General features: G+C 69.2%; 13 protein-coding genes, 1 tRNA gene and 1 pseudogene. 3 read left to right on the forward strand and 12 right to left on the reverse strand.

All coding sequences use genetic code 11. The features are described 5' to 3' along the window. Positions 1 to 20 precede the first annotated feature (20 nt). The 3 genes from PMI01_RS17735 to PMI01_RS17745 all read right to left on the reverse strand — a co-directional run bounded on the left by PMI01_RS17735 (position 21) and on the right by PMI01_RS17745 (position 4,329). Positions 21 to 2,420, reverse strand: a complete 2,400-nt coding sequence (locus tag PMI01_RS17735; RefSeq protein WP_007671957.1) for a TonB-dependent siderophore receptor — start codon at positions 2,418 to 2,420, stop codon at positions 21 to 23. A gap of 188 nt (positions 2,421 to 2,608) precedes the next feature. Continuing rightward, positions 2,609 to 3,340, reverse strand: coding sequence for a GntR family transcriptional regulator (locus PMI01_RS17740; protein ID WP_035036977.1), 732 nt, complete (start codon positions 3,338 to 3,340; stop codon positions 2,609 to 2,611). A gap of 188 nt (positions 3,341 to 3,528) precedes the next feature. Next, positions 3,529 to 4,329 (reverse strand): MetQ/NlpA family ABC transporter substrate-binding protein, encoded by an 801-nt coding sequence (locus PMI01_RS17745; protein WP_007671966.1) that lies wholly within the window; start codon positions 4,327 to 4,329, stop codon positions 3,529 to 3,531. A gap of 173 nt (positions 4,330 to 4,502) precedes the next feature. Here PMI01_RS17745 and PMI01_RS17750 point away from each other — a divergent pair, with 173 nt between their 5' ends. Next, a complete protein-coding gene (locus PMI01_RS17750) occupies positions 4,503 to 4,751 on the forward strand; it encodes a hypothetical protein (RefSeq protein WP_007671967.1) in 249 nt (82 codons plus the stop codon). 31 nt (positions 4,752 to 4,782) lie between these two features. Here the strand turns inward: PMI01_RS17750 and PMI01_RS17755 are convergent, their stop codons facing one another. The 5 genes from PMI01_RS17755 to PMI01_RS17775 all read right to left on the reverse strand — a co-directional run bounded on the left by PMI01_RS17755 (position 4,783) and on the right by PMI01_RS17775 (position 10,689). Further along, positions 4,783 to 5,148, reverse strand: a complete 366-nt coding sequence (locus PMI01_RS17755; protein ID WP_007671969.1) for a hypothetical protein — start codon at positions 5,146 to 5,148, stop codon at positions 4,783 to 4,785. Between the two features lie 138 nt (positions 5,149 to 5,286). After that, on the reverse strand, positions 5,287 to 5,952 hold the full coding sequence (locus PMI01_RS17760; protein WP_007671971.1) for a methionine ABC transporter permease: 666 nt from the start codon (positions 5,950 to 5,952) through the stop codon (positions 5,287 to 5,289). Beyond that, positions 5,949 to 6,944, reverse strand: coding sequence for a methionine ABC transporter ATP-binding protein (locus tag PMI01_RS17765; RefSeq protein WP_007671973.1), 996 nt, complete (start codon positions 6,942 to 6,944; stop codon positions 5,949 to 5,951). The genes PMI01_RS17760 and PMI01_RS17765 overlap by 4 nt, the downstream gene beginning before the upstream one ends. A 226-nt stretch (positions 6,945 to 7,170) precedes the next feature. After that, the gene (locus PMI01_RS17770; RefSeq protein WP_007671975.1) at positions 7,171 to 9,309 is read right to left on the reverse strand and encodes an ATP-binding protein; all 2,139 of its coding nucleotides are present in this window, start codon (positions 9,307 to 9,309) and stop codon (positions 7,171 to 7,173) included. A 102-nt stretch (positions 9,310 to 9,411) separates the two neighbouring features. Further along, positions 9,412 to 10,689 (reverse strand): Xaa-Pro dipeptidase, encoded by a 1,278-nt coding sequence (locus PMI01_RS17775; RefSeq protein ID WP_007671977.1) that lies wholly within the window; start codon positions 10,687 to 10,689, stop codon positions 9,412 to 9,414. A 133-nt stretch (positions 10,690 to 10,822) separates the two neighbouring features. Here PMI01_RS17775 and PMI01_RS17780 point away from each other — a divergent pair. Beyond that, positions 10,823 to 10,909 (forward strand) — tRNA-Leu (locus tag PMI01_RS17780). 2 nt (positions 10,910 to 10,911) lie between these two features. Here PMI01_RS17780 and PMI01_RS17785 read toward each other — a convergent pair. From PMI01_RS17785 to PMI01_RS28225, 4 genes and pseudogenes are all read right to left on the reverse strand, one after another. After that, a complete protein-coding gene (locus PMI01_RS17785) occupies positions 10,912 to 11,349 on the reverse strand; it encodes a hypothetical protein (protein ID WP_007671978.1) in 438 nt (145 codons plus the stop codon). Between the two features lie 87 nt (positions 11,350 to 11,436). Next, positions 11,437 to 11,787 carry a hypothetical protein gene (locus PMI01_RS17790; RefSeq protein WP_007671980.1) on the reverse strand — a complete coding sequence of 117 codons (351 nt, stop codon included), beginning with the start codon at positions 11,785 to 11,787 and terminating at the stop codon, positions 11,437 to 11,439. Positions 11,788 to 12,000: 213 nt separating this feature from the next. Beyond that, complete coding sequence (locus PMI01_RS17795) at positions 12,001 to 12,375, reverse strand: hypothetical protein (protein ID WP_007671982.1); 375 nt, start codon at positions 12,373 to 12,375, stop codon at positions 12,001 to 12,003. A gap of 172 nt (positions 12,376 to 12,547) precedes the next feature. Next, positions 12,548 to 12,793 (reverse strand): annotated as a pseudogene (locus PMI01_RS28225) (LuxR C-terminal-related transcriptional regulator); the annotation flags it as partial. 61 nt (positions 12,794 to 12,854) lie between these two features. On the opposite strand from PMI01_RS28225, the gene PMI01_RS17800 reads away from it, so the two are divergent. Beyond that, on the forward strand, positions 12,855 to 13,229 hold the full coding sequence (locus tag PMI01_RS17800) for a helix-turn-helix domain-containing protein (RefSeq protein ID WP_035036983.1): 375 nt from the start codon (positions 12,855 to 12,857) through the stop codon (positions 13,227 to 13,229). Positions 13,230 to 13,379 lie beyond the last annotated feature (150 nt).

The following is a 13,379-nucleotide window of genomic DNA, read 5'->3' on the forward strand; positions in this document are numbered from 1 at the left end:
GGGAGAGGGTTTCCGGGCGCCTAGAAGGTCCGCTTCAAGGTCACCCGCCACTCGCGGCCCCGGCCGGGCAAGGCGCCCAGGTTGGCGTAGGTGTCGGCGTCGGGGGTGAAATAGAGCTTGTCGAACAGGTTATCGACATTCAGTTCCGCCGTGTACGGACCGTGGGCGAAATAGGCCGAGGCGTTGACCACGGCATAGGCCGGATAGGTCACGGCGTTCTGCACGGTGCCGGCGGTCTTGGTCACGTGGGTGACGCCCAGGGTCGCCCCGACCGAGCCCCAGTCGTGCTGGTCGCTGGTATAGGCGCCGTACAGGCTGACCACCGACTTGGGGATCAGGGTGTAGTCGTAATCCCCTGCCCTTCCCGGCAGGCTGTTGAACGTCCAGACCACGTAGCTGCCGCCATAGCCCTGCGCGCCCGGCACGCCCGCCGTATAGGCCGGGATGTACTGGAACGAGGCGTCCGGCCCCTTGACCGTGGTGTGCTGGGTGTTGCCGGCGGCCGTGAAGCTGAAATGCTCGGAGGCCAGCCAGCGGACCTCCAGCTCGACGCCCTTGGCGCGCGTGCTCTGCACGATCGAGGTCAGGCCCGACAGCTGGGTGCGGTTCTGGCGATAGCCGGCCAGCGAGCCGACCAGGGTCCCGTGCAGCAGCTGGAACTTCACCCCCGCCTCGGCCAGGTCGCTGCCCGACAGCCACGAGCCGTCGGCGATTAGGCCCGGCGCCAGCTCGCCCGCCTGGCTGACCTCGAGGGCCGAGGCCTTGGCGTAGCTGACATAGGGCATCAGGCCGATCGGGGTCTGGTAGGTCAGGCTGGCGGACCAGGTCCCCTTGCCCCGGTCGTCGGTCTGGCGGCCGGACACGGTGAAAGGCAGGGCGCCGGTGTCGTTGGCCGCCACGTCGTACCAGTCGTAGCGGCCGCCCAGGGTCAGGGTCAGGCGCTGGCCCAGCTTGACGTCGCTGGTGAAGAACAGGCCCGTCTGGCTCCAGGTTCCCCGGTTGTCGTTCTCCCATTCCAGCCCCTGGACGCCGGCCGGCTCGGTGTTGAACGGGCTGTCGATGAGGTCGGTCGCCGTTGCGCCATGGGCGATGTCGCGGCGGTCTAGGGCGATCATGCCGCTGTTGAAGCTCTCGCGCCGACGCCCTTTGAACTTCCGGTAGCTGGCCCCGACGATCGACTTGGTGGTCACGACGCCGAAATCGCGACCGAAGGCGTAGGACGCCCGCGCCTCCCACACCGAACTGTCGAACCAGGCGGGGTAGCCGTAGGAGACGAAGCGCTTGTTCTCCTGGTCGTCGTAGAACAGCTGCAGCTTCAGGACGCTGTCGTTGTCGAAGCGCTTGGCCAGGTCGAAATAGAGGGTGTTGGTCCGGGTCTTCGAGAAGTCGGCGGCGCTGATATAGACCGTGCGCGGGTCGAGCTTGGTCGTGCCGACCCCGGTGTCCAGCGTGTGGTTGGGGTCGGTGGCGGGGAAACCGTAGTACGGGATGTAGAGGGCGCTGCCGAACGGGTAGAAACCCACCTCGCCGGGGGTCAGCCGGCCGTTGCCATCGGTGTCGATCAGGGTGGCGTCGCGGCCGGTGATGTAGGTCCCATGATCGATCAGGTCCTGGGTCAGGCGGTTCCAGCCGGGCGTCTGCACGTCGCCGGTCGAGTGGTAGACCATGCCGCCGAACGCCGTGCTCCAGCCGTTGTTCAGGTCGAAGTCCGCCGACACCTCGGCCAGCTGCCGCTTGGGGTGGAGGCCCCGATAGAAGCTCTTGGAATCATCGATCTCGCCATAGACGTAGACCCCGCCGTCGGCCTTCCCCAGCTTGACCGGCAGGGCGACCTGGGCGGTCAGGTTCTTCTTGTCATAGGCCCCGAAGGTGGCGGTCAGCTCGCCCTTGGGGTCGGTCAGGAACCGGCCCTCGTCGCGCGCCGACTTGGGGATGAAGTTCAGCATGCCGCCGACCTTGCCCGCGCCGTAGATCGGGGTCGGCGGGCCGCGCACGATCTCGATCTGGGCCGCGCCGCCGATCGGGGTGGAATAGGTGCCGCGGTTCTCGACCCGCTTGAAGCCGCGGAAATAGTTCTCGGCCAGGGTGCCGCGGATGTTGAGCGCGCCTGGCACGCCGTAGAAGCTGGCGGTGTAGGTCCCGGGCGAGACGGCGGTCAGGCCGTCGATGGTCTCGATGCCGAACCGCTGCAGGGTGGTGTCGCTGACGAAGCTGGCCGAGCGCGGCGTTTCCAGCAGCGACTTCTCCAGGCCGAACACCGTGGTGCTGGGCTGCTTCTCCAGCAGGCCGGCCTTGTCGCGCGCCAGGACCAGGACCGCGTCGACGCTGTCCGTGGGGGCGGTGTCCTGAGCGAAGGCGGCGCCGGCGGACAGGACGCAGACCGCCACGGCGGTCGCGAAAAGGCGGGCGCGGATCGTCATCGCGAAGGCTCCAGAACGCCGGAAACGGCGGCGAAGCTAGCCAATGGCGATTTACGCAAGGTTCGTCAAAACGTTATCTGACATTTCAGAAGGAATTTTCTGATGGCGCTATTAGCGGAGCAAGGGGAAGGTGATGGGTGCTGACGGGGACATGCGCATGCGCATGTCCCCAATCGTTCAACCCCGCCCTACGCCTCGACCATCGGCCGGGTGGCTTCGGGCATGATGTTGAGCACCCGCATCATCGCCAGCCGGGCGCCTTCGACGTCGCCGCGAGCGATGACGTTGGCCACTTCGCGGTGCTGTTCGACGTCGGCGATCAGCTCGGCCTCGGTGGCCGCGCCGAACGAGAACACCCAGTAGCGGGCGGCCTTGTGCTGCAGGGGGATGAGGATGCGGGCCAGGGCCAGGTTGCCGCCGGCCCGGGCCACGGCGGCGTGGAAGCGCTGGTCCATGGCCACCAGGGCCGGCAGGTCGCGCGTCCGGGCGGCGTCCTCCCCGCCGTCGAAGGCGGCGCGGATGCCGTCGGCCTCGGCCTTGCTGGCGTGCTTGGCGGCCAGGCCGGCGCAATGGGGTTCGATCAGGGCCCGGGCCTCGTAGCCCTGGCGCAGTTCCACCAGGTCGAGCGGCGCCACAGTGGTGCCCGAACGGGCCCGGCGGATCACCAGCCCCTCCAGCGCCAGCCGTCCCAGGGCGTCGCGCACCCCGGCCAGGCCGGCGTCGTAGCGCGCCGCCAGCGACTGCTCGTCCAGCCGCGCGCCGGGCGCCAACCGGCCCAGGATCAGGTCGAGCAGGATGCGCTCATAGACCTTGGCCTTCTGCAGGTCGGGCGACCAGTCCTCCAGCCCCGAGGACGAGCAGACGTCCAGCACCAGCATCCGGTCGCGCCCGCCGGTGGCCAGGGCGTCGTCTGGGGCCATGAGCTGTCGCAAGAGGTGGCTCCGTTCGAGGGGTGAGCCTGATATGTACGGTGAAATTTCAGCGGACGCTAGGGCGGGGATGAGTTGGGGACACACACTCGCCCCCTATCGCTCCGCGAATGGGCCACAAACCGTGCAGGCGAGTGTGTGTCCCCGTCCTTGCCCCCATCCGTGTCCTCGTTCCGCCCCTAGAACGCCGGCACCACCGCGCCGGCGTACTTCTGTTCCATGAACGCCTTGACCTCCGGCGAGGTCAGGGCCTTGGCCAGCTTCTGGACGCGCGGGTCGTCCTTGTTGTCCGGACGACCGACCAGATAGTTCACATAGGGGCTGTTCTTGTCCTCGATCAGCAGGGCGTCCTTGGCCGGGTCCAGCTTGGCGTCGAGGGCGTAGTTGGTGTTGATCACCGCCAGGTCGACCTGGTCGAGCACGCGCGGCAGGGTCGCGCCTTCCAGCTCCTTGAACTTCAGGTTCTTCGGATTGGCGGTGATGTCCTTCAGGGTCGACAGCGCCTTGTTCGGGTCGCCCAGGGTGATCACCCCGTTGCGGGCCAGCAGCAGCAGGGCCCGGCCCTCGTTGCTGCCCTCGTTGGGGATGGCCACGACCGCGCCGGCCGGCAGGTCGCCGATCGCCTTGAACTTGCGCGAATAGGCCCCCAGCGGCTCGATATGCACGCCAACGATCGGGATCAGGGTGGTGCCCTTGTCGGCGTTGAAGGTCTCCAGATAGGGCAGGGTCTGGAAGTAGTTCACGTCCAGGCGCTTCTCGGCCACCTGGATGTTGGGCTGGACGTAGTCGTTGAAGACCTTGATCTCGATCTTCAGGCCCTCGGCCGCCAGCTTGGGCTTGATGAACTCCAGCACCTCGGCGTGGGGCACGGCCGTGGCGGCCACCGTCAGGGTGTCGCCGGCGCTCGGCGCGGGCGTCTTGGAGCAGGCGGCCAGGGCGAGGACGGCGAGGCTGATGAGGGCGGCGCGGCGGGCGACCATGAACGGCTCCGTTAAGGCGATTAATCGGGTAGGGTATTGCCCGGTTCCCGGCGGTTGGCGAAATCAGTTTTCCTGATCCGGAGCCCAGAGTCTTGGATCATCGTCTGGCTCATTGTGGGGATCGTTCCCACCGCCGCCTTGACCTCGCCGCCAAACAGGGCGCCTGGAGAGGGATGGCCAGAGAAACCGTCTACATCGTCCAAGCCTACAAGGCCGGCCGCGGCAAGGGCCTGAAGGCCGAACAGCAGGTCGGCTGCAAGGACGCCGAGGAGGCCCGCCGCAAGGCCGAGCGCCTGGCGCCCCTGCGCGAAGGCGTCGTGGCCTTCGCCGCCTCGGCCGACGTCGAGCTGGGCGACTATGACGAGAACCCGCTGATCATCTTCAAGGCCGGGCGGCTGCCGTTTCCGTTCGACCAGGCTTGAAGTCATGAGACCCTCTCCCAGCGGGAGAGGGTTATTCCTCGTCGTTCGCCGGTTCTTCCGGTCCGGCGATCGTCCAGCTCGACAGGAAGTCCGGGTTCTCCACCGTCTCGCCGCCGGTCAGCGGATACAGCCCCGGCGCGGCGGCGGCGATGTTCGAGGTCTGGGGCGGCAGGGTGGTGGTGTCGCCGTCCTGCGGACCCAGCAGGTCGAGCAGGATGCCCGCGTCGGCGTCGGCGGTGATCACCACGCCGTAGAACGCCTCGCGCCCCTCCAGTTCGCCCTCGGCCGAGAGGAAGGTCAGGTTCACCAGCATGATCTTGCCGATCAGGGTCTGGGCGAAGGCCTCGTCCCAGTGTTCGGGCGGCGGGGCGGAGAGGATGGGGGTGTCGTCGGTCATGGGTCGTCTCTAGTCTAAATCCGTTGAGGCGGTGAGCCCCCTCCGGCCCTCTGGGCCACCTCCCCCAAAGGGGGAGGATCACGCCGAGCGGATGCTCCCCCTTTGGGGGAGGTGTCGCGGAGCGACTGAGGGGGTCTTCTACCGGTGCGAAACCCGCCGCACCACCGTGTCCCCCACCATCTGCAGCGCCTGGACCAGCACCAGCAACAGCACCACGGTGACCACCATCACGTCGGTCTGGAAGCGCTGATAGCCGAAGCGGATGGCCAGGTCGCCCAGCCCCCCCGCCCCGACCACGCCCGCCATGGCGGTGTAGGACACCAGGGCGATGGCGGTGACGGTCGCCGCGGCGATCAGGCCCGGCATGGCCTCGGGCAGCAGCGCGCCCAGCACCACCTGCCGGCGCTTGGCGCCCATGGCGAAGCTGGCCTCGATGACGCCCTTGTCCACCTCGCGCAGGGCCGTCTCCACCAGGCGGGCGAAGAACGGCGCGGCCCCGACCACCAGCGGCGGGATCGCCCCGGCCACGCCCAGCGAGGTGCCGACCAGGGCGACGGTCAGCGGGATCATCACGATCAGCAGGATGACGAACGGCACCGAGCGCAGGATGTTGATGACCAGCGACAACACGCCGTTGGCCACGCGGCTTTGCAGCATCTGGCCCTTGCCGGTCAGGAACAGGATCACCCCCAGCGGCAGGCCCAGGATCACGGTCAGCACCATCGAGCCGCCCAGCATCGACAGGGTGTCGACGGTGGCCTGGCCGATCTCGGCCCAGTCGATATTTTCCACGAACGCGCTCATCGGCCCGCCTCCGTGACCAGGTCGACCCGGACGCCGTCGGCCTGGAACCGCTTGATCGCCGCCTCGACGTCGCCGCCGGTCAGGGCCAGGGTCAGCTGGCCGTAGGGAGTCTCGCGCAGCCGGTGGATGCGGCCGCCCAGGATCGAATAGTCGACGCCGGTTTCGCGGGCCACCAGACCCAGGATCGGCTTGTAGGTCGCCTCGCCACGGAACGTCAGCCGCACCACGCGGCCGCCGACCATGGCCCCGTCGGCCGGGACGCCATCGGCCTCCATCACGAACCGGCGGGCCGTGGCGCTCGCCGGGTGCAGGAACACCTCCTCGACCGGACCGCTTTCGACCACCGCCCCGCCCTCCAGCACCGCCACCCGGTCGCAGACCCGGCGGACGACGTCCATCTCGTGGGTGATCAGCACGATGGTCAGGCCCAGCTCGCGGTTGAGGTTGGAGACCAGCTCCAGGATCTGTTCGGTGGTCTCGGGGTCCAGCGCGCTGGTCGCCTCGTCGCACAGCAGCACCTTGGGCCCGGTGGCCAGGGCCCGGGCGATCCCCACCCGCTGCTTCTGGCCGCCCGACAGCTGGGCCGGATACTTGGCGGCGAACTCCGACAGGCCGACGCGGGCCAGCAGCTCGGCGGTGCGCGCCTTGACCTCGGCGTCGGGAACGCCGGCCAGCTTCAGCGGAAAGGCCACGTTACCGGCCACGGTCTTGGACGACAGCAGGTTGAAGTGCTGGAAGATCATCCCGACCCGGCGACGCAGAGCCCGCAGGCCCTCGACGCCCAAGGCCGTCACGTCGTCGCCATCGACGATCACCTGGCCGCCGGAGGGCTTCTCCAAGCCGTTGATCAGCCGGATCAGCGTCGACTTGCCCGCGCCCGAGGCGCCGATCACCCCGAACACCTCACCGGGCGCGACCGACAGGCTGACGCCGGTCAGGGCGGCGCGGCCGCCGCCGGCATAGGTCTTGGAGACGTCTTGAAAGGTGATCACGGGTCGCGGCCTGAAGCGGATCGGCGCCAAGGCCGGGAGCCGCACGATTTAGGCGTTGTGGCGCGAAAGGTGAAGCCAAACCGGTTGATAGGCCCGCCAAACCACCTCTGTCATCCCGGGCGTAGTGAAGCGAAGACCCGGGACCGACGCCTGAGCGCCGTGCTTCCGGCGGTCCCGGATCGGCGCGCTGCGCGCTTGTCCGGGATGACAGGACCTTGAGGTCCCCTCACCCCGCCCGTCGCCGCTCCGCGTCCAGGGCCTGGCCAATGCCCGCCAGCAGGGCGACGGCGGTGACCGGCTTGGCGACATGCAGGTCGGCCCCGGCGGCCAGGGCGTCGTGCCGGTGGTGGTCCATGGCGTTGGCGCTGAGCATGACGATCGGGGTGTGCTCGGCGACCGCCAGGTCGCGCTCGTGGACCCGGATGGCGCGGGTGGCGGCCAAACCGTCCATCACCGGCATCTGCATGTCCATCAGCACCAGGTCGAACGACGACGCCATGAAGGCCTCGACGGCCAGGACGCCGTTCTCCACCACCGTGACCTCGGCGCCGTAGGGGCCGAGGATCAGCTGCACGACCTTCTGGTTGATGGGATGGTCCTCGGCCAGCAGCACCCGCAGCGCGCCGCGCCCGCCGTCCAGGAACGCGCCGAGCGCGATCGGAGCCGCCGCGGCGCCCCCCTCGCCGGACGCGTCGAGGCCGGCCAGGCTCGGGGTCCGCGTCAGCGGGATGGTCACCCGGAACAGGCTGCCGCGCCCGGGCTCGGATTCGGCGACGATCCGGCCGCCCATCATCTCGACCAGGGTCTTGCTGATCGACAGCCCCAGCCCCGTGCCGCCGAACCGCCGGGTGATGGTCGTGTCGGCCTGGCTGAAGCGCTGGAACAGCACGGCCGCGAAGTCGGGATCGAAGCCCACGCCGGTGTCGGCGACCTCCAGCGTCAGCCACGAGGCCTCGCCGGCTTCCGCCGGGTCGGCGACCGCGATCCGCGCGACGATCTGGCCCTGGGCGGTGAACTTCAGGGCATTGGACAGCAGGTTGCCGAACACCTGCCTGATGCGGATGCCGTCGCCCCGGAACGGGCCCCGGGCGTCGGCGCCGCGTTCGACGCGGAACGCCAGCCCCTTCTCCTCGGCCCGCATGCGGGTGATGTCCAGCAGGCCGCCCAGTTCGGCGTCGAGGTCGAAGGCCCGCGCCTCGATCGTCAGGCGACCGGCCTCGATCTTCGAGACGTCGAGGATGTCGGACACCAGCCGCTCCAGGGTCGCGCCCGAGCTCTGGATCAGCTCGACCATCTCGCGCTGGGTGGCGGTCAGCTCGGTCTGGCCGAGCGCGGCGACGACGCCGATCACCCCGTTCAGCGGCGTGCGGATCTCGTGGCTCATATTGGCCAGGAAGTCGCTCTTGGCGCGGTTGGCGGCCTCGGCGGCCACCTTGGCCGCCTCCATCTCGGCCTCTTCGCGCAGCCGCTCGGTGACGTCGCGGGCCACGGCGAACACCAGGTCGCCGGAGCGCCGCGCCCGCCATTCCAGCTGGCGGTAGTGGCCGTCGCGATGGCGGTAGCGGTTGATGAAGCCGAACACCTCGCCGGCCCCGCTGGCCCGCGTCATGTGGACCCGGGTCTCGGCCACGTCGTCGGGATGGATCAGGGGCAGCAGGGGCGCGCCCTCCAGCGTCTCGATCGGATAGCCCAGGGCGGTTTCCCAGGCCCGGCTCAGCTTGACGAACCGGCCCTCCAGGTCGCGGATGCACAGCATGTCCAGCGAGACATCGAAGAAGGTCGTCAGGTTGCGCGCCGTCTCCCGCGCCGCCTCGGCGGCCTGACGGGCCCGGGCCTCGCTGCAGGCCAGGCTGTCCTCGGCCCGACGGCGGTCGATGGCGATCGCCGCCAGGTCGGCGGCCGCCTCGATGAAGCCGATGTCGTCGTCGTTCGGGGCGGCGATCGTGCGGTGATAGATGGCGAAGGTGCCCAGCACCTCGCCGCTGGCCGCGCGGATCGGCTGCGACCAGCAGGCGGCGAGGCCGGCGACGGCGGCCAGGTGCTTGAAGTCGGCCCACAGCGGGTCGGTCTGGATGTCCTCGACGATCACCCGCCGGTCGAGGGCCGCCGCCGTGCCGCAGGACCCGACGACGGGACCGATGGCGACGCCGTCGATGGCCTGGTTGTAGTCGTCGGGCAGGCTGGGGGCCGCGCCCAGCATCAGACGCCGGCCGGTGTCGTCCAGCAGCAGGATGCTGCAGAGGATGCGCGGATCCTCGGCCTCGACCGCCTGGACGATCGCCTCGAGCACCAGCGGCAAGGGATTGCCGCCGGCGATCAGGGTCATGGTCCGTCGAAAGGCGTGGTGGGCTGCGCTCCGGCTCATGGGCGGCTGCGTCTCCGGAAGAAAACCTTCCCTTCCGACCTACCACCTCCGCGCGATGGCGGCGTTAATCCCGGCGCGTCATTCTGAAGCAGGCCGGACATGTCAGGGCCGCTTCACCACCGCGCCGCCCTTCATCACGAAGACCGGCTTTTCCAGCGTCGTCACGTCGGCCAGCGGGTCGCCCGCCACCGCGATCAGGTCGCCGTAGCGGCCCACGGCCACCTGGCCCACGTCCTTCTCCCGACCCAGGGCTTGGGCCGCAGTGATCGTCGCCGCCTGGATGGCCTGCAGCGGGGTCGCGCCATAGCGCACCATCACCGCGAACTGCCGGGCGTTGTCGCCGTGCGGATAGATGCCGGCGTCGGTGCCGTAGACCATCTTCACCCCGGCCTTGAGCGCCTTGCGGAAGTTCTCGCGCTGGATGTCGCCGATCTCGCGGTCCTTGCGCAGGTTGTCCTCAAGCACGCCGTTCTTCTTGCCCTCGGCCTGGGTATAGTCGGTGTTGTAGATGTCCATCGAGAAATAGGCGCCCTTCTGGACCGCCAGCCTGATCCCTTCGTCGTCGACCAGGCTGGCGTGCTCGATGGTGTCGACCCCGGCCCGCACCGCGTCGCGGATCCCGGCCGCCCCGTGGGCGTGGGCCGCGACCTTCAGGCCCCACATGTGGGCCTCCTCGACGATGGCGGTCATCTCGGCCAGCGACAGCTGCTGCTGGCCTGGCTCGGTGTTGCGCGAGAACACCCCGCCCGTGGCGCAGATCTTGATCACCTGGGCCCCGTACTTGCGCACCGCCCGCACCTGCTTGCGGCCCTCCTCGGGACCGTCGGCCACATAGGGCCCCTTCTGGGCCATGGACGGCGGGAAGTAGGTCAAGTCGCAATGGCCGCCGGTGGCGCCGATGGCGTAGCCGGCCGTCACGACGCGCGGCCCCGGCACGAAGCCCTGGTCGATCGCCTCGCGCAGGCCCACGTCGTTGAACCGGTCCGAGCCGACGTTGCGCACCGTGGTGAAGCCGGCCTTCAGGGTGTCGGCGGCGTGCCTGGTCTGCAGCACCGTCCAGAACGCGTCGCTGTACTGCAGGCCGTCATAGCCGCCGAACAGCGGCGAGCTGTCGAGGTGCACGTGCATGTCGATCAGGCCCGGCAGCAGGGTCGCGCCCGGCAGCTCGACGAGTTTGGCCCCGGCCGGCGTCGGATCGCCCGCCTTGCCCACCGCGGTGATCCGGCCGTCGGTGACGATCACCTGCGGATTGTCGACATAGCGGCCGGCGGCCACGTCGAGCAGCCGTGCCGCCCGCACCACCTCGACCTCGGCCGCGTGAGCGAGAGACGCGGCCAGAGCCGCCACCACGACCGTCAGAGCCGTCAATTCACGCCGCATGGTCACGATCCTCAATCCCACCGATGATTCAGCATGCCGACGCTAGCACGCGCCCGGCGTGCGTCGAGCGGCCAAGCTCCGCGATCGTCCCCTTGGCGAGCCCGCCCCCCCGCCCTATACGGGCAAGGTCTGTGCGGGCGTGGCGAAACTGGTAGACGCAACGGACTTAAAATCCGTCGGCCGCAAGGCCTTGCCGGTTCGACCCCGGCCGCCCGCACCAGCCTAAGGCCGGCCCGCGCGTCGCTTGCCCCACCAGGCCTGCGCCACCCCCACCGCCAGGGCCGCCAGCTGAGCGTCGCTCCACAGGTAGTAGGCGGAGAAGAAGGCCCATTGCTTCAGCGTCATGTCGGTCATGAACACCACGTGGTTCAGGACGACGAGCAGCTGGAACGCCGTCATGAACAGGATCCACAGTCTGCGCTCGAAGACGGCCAGGCCGATCAGGACGAACAGGTAGGTCAGGTCGACGGCGAACAGGCCCCACTGCACCTGGTCGTTGTCGACGCCATGGACCGCGGCCGAGAGGCCCCAGGCCGCCAGCGTCGCCAACGCCACCAGGCGCTCGAGACGCCGCCCCAGCAGCAGGGCCAGGGCGCAGATGGCGAGCAGCGCCGCCAGCGCGATCTGGGTCGGCAGGATTTCCGGCAGTATCGCGAACATGACGCCCCCGTCGTTGAGGACGACATCTCCTGCAAAACGCGCGCGGGGACAACAGGCCCCGCGCGCTTTCCCGCCAGAAAGCCCGCCCTAGGCGCTCTTGACCTCGTGCAGATGGCTGGCCTGGCCGCGCGGTCCGTCGACATTGGACTTGTCGCCCATGCCGACCATGGTCACGCGGCGCAGGCCGATCTCGTCCTTGGCGTCATTGAGGGCGCCGTGGGCGGCGACCAGCGAGCGGCGTACGTCAGCCAGGGCCGAGGCGGCTTCCAGCACATGATCGACGGCCGCCTGGCCGACGGTGGCGGCGACCCGGGCCTGCAGCCGGGCGCGCGGCATGGCGGAGATCAGTTCCCCCATCAGCACCAGGGTGTTGTCGACGGCCTCCTCGGTGGTGAACAGCTGGGTGGCAAGGGTCTGGGCGGCGATGCGACGGTCCATGCAAGTTTCTCCCCCCGCGCCGTGAAGGCGCGTGATTGCAGCGTGAAATGGAATGGGATGGAGCGCCCGGCGGCGCCCCGTTTCCGATGGGCGGTCAGCCGTAGCGCAGGGTCTGGATCAGGTGGGCCACCTGGCGGGCGCTGAGCAGACCGCCGACCAGCAAGGCGCAGGCGAGGGCGATGACCAGGACCAGCAGCAGCCGGAGCGCGGGGTTCAGGGCATCGGCGAGCCCTCCCCCGGGGCCTGCGCCAGGCTCAGACGGAAGTCCTCGTCCAGCACCGTGGCCGCGATGACCAGGATCTCGCGCAGCACCATCTCCGGCGGTTTCGGCGAGGCCTCCTTGCGGACCGCCGAGACCAGGTCGCGAATGATCGGCCCAAGTTCCTCCAGCGCCAGGCTCAGCAGTTGCCGCTCCAGTTCCGGCCAAGCGAAGGCCGGCATCGGCGGGCGGACCTCCAGCGTCGGCCAGTCCCGGAGAAAGGCGTCGGACGCGTCCCGGATCTGGCGCGCCTTCTGGACGACCAGGGCCATGCGGTGGGCCGCCAGGCTGGTCACGCCATCGTCCGTCGGCAGGTTGGGCTTGCTCACGGGTGTCCGCCTCGCTGTAGGAGACGGCAGGAGAAGACGACGGCGCCAAGCGTGACAGTCCCATTGAGTCGCTGTGGGATTCGATCCCATAGCCGGGCCCATAGCCGGGCCCATAGTTGGGCCCATGGCCGGATCCATGATCCTGGTCGTGCGCCGCCAGCATCCGCGCCGCGGCGCGACGGCCGTTGACGCCCAGCTTGCGGCAGGCGCTCTCGACCAGGGCGTCGGCCCGCGACTTGGAGACCCCCATCAGCGGCCCGATCTCCTTGGACAGCCGGTGCTGGCTGACCAGCCGCAAGGCCTCGCGCTCGCGTTTTGTCAGCAGTTCAACGTTGGGAACGGAGGGAGGCCTGTCCATGACGTCCGAGGCTGGCTCGCCGCGAACGCCCCACGCGCCGCGCACCGTGCAAGAATGCATTGCGGCCGGCGAAGGCCAAGCCGATAGTTCAGGATCGTTGTTTCAGTATCGGATCCAGGCTTTGACCACGCCCACCGGTCCCGACCCCATCGACGTCGCCGTCGGCACCCGCATCCGGGTCCAGCGCCGCCACCTCAAGATCAGCCAGGACGAGTTGGCCCAGGTTCTGGGCCTGACCTTCCAGCAGGTGCAGAAATACGAGCGCGGGACCAATCGGGTCTCGGCCTCGATGCTGGTGCGCATCGCCGCCAAGCTGCAGACCACGGTCGGCAGCCTGGTGGGCGAGGACATGGTCGCCGAGCACGACATGGCGATGCTGACGGCGCTGTCGACGCCCGGCGCGATCGAACTTCTGCAAGCCTATGGCCAAGCGACGCCCAGGGCGCGCAAGGCCATGCTGGGCATGGCCAAGGCGCTGGTCGAACCGGAGGAGTGAAAACCCGCTCCGCCAGCCCAGCGTCCTCCACGACATAGAGATCTGTCATCCCGGACGAGCGCGCAGCGCGAAGATCCGGGACCGACGCGTGAACTCGGCGCTTCCGGCGGTCCCGGATCGGCGGCCCTGCGGGCCTTGTCCGGGATGACA

It is taken from the genome of Caulobacter sp. AP07 (assembly GCF_000281955.1).
Taxonomy (GTDB): domain Bacteria; phylum Pseudomonadota; class Alphaproteobacteria; order Caulobacterales; family Caulobacteraceae; genus Caulobacter.